The 3,925-nt window shown below is 73.4% G+C and carries 4 protein-coding genes and 1 pseudogene; all 5 read right to left on the bottom strand.

Going from position 1 to position 3,925, the window contains the following annotated elements:
- Positions 1-392, bottom strand: a pseudogene (locus tag VF330_RS27400) (thiolase); the annotation flags it as partial.
- The gene (locus VF330_RS27395) at positions 389-775 is read right to left on the bottom strand and encodes a Zn-ribbon domain-containing OB-fold protein (protein WP_330854561.1); all 387 of its coding nucleotides are present in this window, start codon (positions 773-775) and stop codon (positions 389-391) included. The gene VF330_RS27395 and the pseudogene VF330_RS27400, both read right to left, overlap by 4 nt.
- Positions 772-2,307 (bottom strand): AMP-binding protein, encoded by a 1,536-nt coding sequence (locus VF330_RS27390; protein ID WP_330854560.1) that lies wholly within the window; start codon positions 2,305-2,307, stop codon positions 772-774. The genes VF330_RS27395 and VF330_RS27390 overlap by 4 nt, the downstream gene beginning before the upstream one ends.
- The gene (locus tag VF330_RS27385) at positions 2,304-3,329 is read right to left on the bottom strand and encodes an acyl-CoA dehydrogenase (protein WP_330854559.1); all 1,026 of its coding nucleotides are present in this window, start codon (positions 3,327-3,329) and stop codon (positions 2,304-2,306) included. The genes VF330_RS27390 and VF330_RS27385 overlap by 4 nt, the downstream gene beginning before the upstream one ends.
- Positions 3,326-3,925: acyl-CoA dehydrogenase family protein (locus tag VF330_RS27380; RefSeq protein WP_330854558.1), on the bottom strand; the 600-nt coding region annotated here is incomplete at its 5' end. The genes VF330_RS27380 and VF330_RS27385, both read right to left, overlap by 4 nt.

The following is a 3,925-nucleotide window of genomic DNA, read 5'->3' as shown; positions in this document are numbered from 1 at the left end:
ACCTCGAGCTGCGCCATGAACGACTGCGGCGCGGGCGCCCACGGCACCATGCCCACCCGCGACCGCCCCGACTCGCCGTGGGTCACGAGCACGGTCTCGCACAGGCCCGCGCTGATCGCGGCCATCGCGTGCCGAACGTGCAGCATGTACGACGAGCCGCCGACGTTCGTGCCGTCCAGGTACTCCGGGACGATGCCCAGGTAGTCGGCGACGTCGACCGGCATCTCCCCCGCCGACGCGACGCCGTCGACGTCGGCCGGGGTCAGGCCGCAGTCGGCGAGCGCGTTGAGCGCGGCGTCGACGTGCAGTTGGAGGGCGGACAGGTGCGGGATCTTGCCCAGCTCGGTGCTCTCCGCGGCACCGATGATCGCGACGGCTCCACGCAGGGTCACCCGGCCACCTCGAAGCAGACGACGCGGCGCTCGCCGCGTTCCTCGAACGCCACCCGCACCGCCGCGTCCACCTCAAGCGACTCGGGCCGGTCGGTGCGGATCGACGCGGTCAGGTTCGGCCCCTCCGCCAGCCGCACGACGCCCAGCGCGTAGGGCGCCTCGAACCCCGCCGGGGCCCGGTGGTTGATCACGAACGACAGCAGCACACCGTCGCCCGCCGCCGGGACCAGTTCCACGGAGCGCGCACCGCAGCGCGGGCAACAGCTGCGCGGGTAGAGGAAGAACGACTCGCACGCGGTGCAACGCGGCACCGTCAGCTCGCCGGCGTCGATGCGGTCGAACCACTCGCGGGTGTCCGGAGTGGACATCGGAACGGGTTTCACGGGGTCCCTTCCCAGACGAGATCAGGCAGCAGGTGCTTGCGGAGCTTGCCGTTCGCGCCGCGCGGCAGCTCGGCGACGACCTGGTACCGGCGCGGCAGCTTGAAGCGCGCGAGGCGTTCGCCGAGGAACGGCGCGAGGAGGCCGGCGACGTCGCCGGTCCACAGTGGAGAGCCGGGCGCGACCTGGAGGACCGCGCAGGCCCGTTGCCCCCACTCGGGGTCCGGCAGGCCGACCACTCCGGCGTCCTGGACGTCGGGGTGCTCCAGCAACGCGGCCTCGACCTCGGCGGGGTAGATGTTCACCCCGCCGCTCACGATCACCTCGGTCGTGCGGCCGAGCAGGTACAGGTAGCCGTCCTCGTCGAGGTGGCCGAGGTCGCCGACCGTGACGAAGTCGCCGATGCGGGACGCCCGGGTCTTGGCGTCGTCGCCGCGGTAGGAGAACGCGTGCGCGCCCATCCGCAGGAACACGCGCCCGGTCTGCCCGGCCGGCACCTGCTCGCCGTTCGCGTCGAGCACGCGCACCTCGGCGCCGGGCTGGGGACGGCCCACGCTGCCGGGGCGGTCCAGCCACTCGGCGCTGGTGATCGCGGTGCCCGCCGCCTCGGTGGCGCCGTAGTACTCCCACACCACCGGCCCGAACCATTCGATGACCGCGCGCTTCACCGCCTCCGGGCACGGTCCCGCGCCGTGCACGAGGTTGCGCATGCTCGACACGTCGTGCGCCGCGCGGACGTCCTCGGGCAGGCGCAGCAGCCGGTGCAGCTGCGTCGGCACCATGTGGGTGGTGGTGACGCGGTGCTCCTCGACCAGTCGCAGGACGCGTTCGGCGTCGAAGTGGTCCATCAGCACGACCGCGTGCCCGTAGTGCAACGACGTGACCGCGAGTCCGCTGACCGCGGTGTGGCTCAGCGGCGACGTCACCAGGTGCACGCCGTCGTCGAGCGGCGTGATGCCGAACATGCCGAGCTGCCAGGCGGCACCGGCGGCGAACACGTCGTCCGGGTCTCCCTCCGGCAGCCGCCGCAGCACGCCCTTGGGTCTGCCCGTGGTGCCGGAGGTGTAGCCGAGGTACGAGCCCGGCGACCGGTCGTCGAGCGGACCCGTCGGCAGCCCGGCGATCTCGGCGATGAGATCGCGAAACCCTTCGGCGGGCCCGAACGCGAACCTCCGGTCCGCCGCGAAGGTGGTCGCACGCAAGGTGTCCGCGTGGGCACGGGAGCAGAAGACGGCCACCGGGGCGGCGTCCTCGACGATGTAGCCGACCTCGGTCGTGGTCAGCGCCGTGTTGACCGGGACGTAGTAGGCGCCGATCTGCTGGCAGGCGAGGACGAGCGCGAGCGCCCACGACTCGTTGGCGACCACACCCACCACGCGGTCGCCGCGTTCCAGGCCCAGCCCGCGCAGCAGGCGGGCCGTCGCGTTGGCACGGGCCAGCAGCTCGCCGCGGGTGGTGCGGCTGCCGTCCGGTTCGACCACGGCCAGGGCGTCGGGCGCGGTGGCGGCCAGCCGCCAGAACCCCAGCCCGCTCATCCGCGCCGCTCCTCGGTCACCCGCGCGAGCAGGTCGCGCGCCAGGTCGCGGCGCAGTGCCTTCGTCGTGCCGTAGGTCGCGGCGAGTCCCATCACCCGCTTGAGCCAGATGTGCAGGTGATACTCCCAGGTGAAGCCGATCCCGCCGTGCAGCTGCAACGCGGTGACGTTCGCCCTCGCGGCCGCGTCACCGGCGTAGGCCTTGGCGGCCGCCGCACGACGTGGCCCGTCCGGTTCGTCGACGGCGTCGAACGCGGACAGCGCCGCGGCCGTGGCCATGTCGACCATCACGGCCAGGTCGGCGGCCTTGTGCTTCACGGCCTGGAAGGACCCGACCGGCCGGCCGAACTGCTCGCGGACGGCCACGTACTCGACGGTGAGGTCGAGCAGTTTCTGCGAGGCACCCGCGAGCATGCAGGCGGCACCGGCGATGGCGAGCGTCCGCGTCCTGGCCACGACCTCGCCGTCCTGGCCGAGCCGGGTTCCCGTGCCGGTGAGCGCGACCCGTGCGAGGGGACGCAGCGGGTCCTGCGCGGGGACCGGGACGACCTCGACCTCCTCGCGGGTGAACGCCGTGACGACCCCGTCGTCGGCGAGGTCCAGCAGCAGGTCGGCGTCGGCCGCGTACGGGACGAACGGCGTCAGCCCGCCGAGGCGGACGACGGCGATCGCGTCGCCCGCGGCGATCCTGCCGAGCCACTCGTCGGCCACCGGCCCCGGCAGCGCGCCCAGCACGGTCGTGGCGAGCACGGCCGTCTCCAGGAACGGCTCGGGCACGGCGTACCGGCCGACGCTGTGCAGCACGCCCGACAGGTGTGCCGGGGACAGTCCGGCACCTCCGTGCTCCTCGGCGACGAGCGCGGAGACCAGGCCCGTCTCGGTCAGCCTGCCCCAGAGCGCGGGGGTGTGCGCGGTGCCGTCGGCGAGCCGGGCCCGCAGGTGGTCGAGCCCGCAGTGGGCCGCGAGCACGTCGCCGGTCAGCTCGTCGAGCTGGCGGCGGTCCTGGTCCAGGGTGTCGGTCATCGTCGCGGCTCCATCGGCAGGCCCAGCACGCGTTCGCTGATGATGTTGCGCTGGATCTCGTTCGTGCCGCCGAAGATCATGGCGGCGCGGGCGTACCAGTAGCGGTGGTGCCACCGCGACCACGCGCGCAGCGTGGCCGGGTCGGCGTCCGGCAGCGCGCCCGGATCGCCGACGACGGCGCCGTCCTCGGCGAGCAGCCGGATGCCGGTGTCGAAGATGTCGTGCTGCATCTCGGTCCAGAAGACCTTGTTGATGCTGGCGGTGCTGTCGAGCTCGCCGCCGGCCTCGGCCCGTGCGGCCAGCCGGTGCACGTTGGCCCGGTAGACCTCGGTCTGCACGAGGACCCGGCCCAGCTCGTCGAGTGCCTGCGCGTCGTCGTCGAGGCCGCGAGCCGCGATGAGCGCGGCCAGGTCCGCGACGTCGCCGGAGAACTTGGCGTGGTCGCCGAACACGGCGCCGCGTTCGAACCCGAGCGTCGACATCGCGACCGCCCAGCCGTTGTCGACGCCGCCGACGACGTTCCCGACCGGGACCCGCACGTCGGTGAAGAAGACCTCCGCGAACCCGCGGGTGCCGTCGACCATCGTCAGCGGCCG

The sequence above is a fragment of the Lentzea sp. genome, assembly GCF_036380075.1.
In the GTDB taxonomy this organism is placed as follows: Bacteria; Actinomycetota; Actinomycetes; order Mycobacteriales; family Pseudonocardiaceae; genus Lentzea.
The sequence above is the reverse complement of the archived record's forward strand: the minus strand, read 5'-3'. Positions and strand labels throughout refer to the sequence as shown.

Bases quoted from the DNA above. Each gene is read 5' to 3' on its own strand.
- VF330_RS27390 (WP_330854560.1), bottom strand. From the start codon at position 2,307: ATGAGCGGGCTGGGGTTCTGGCGGCTGGCCGCCACCGCGCCCGACGCC.
- VF330_RS27385 (WP_330854559.1), bottom strand. From the start codon at position 3,329: ATGACCGACACCCTGGACCAGGACCGCCGCCAGCTCGACGAGCTGACC.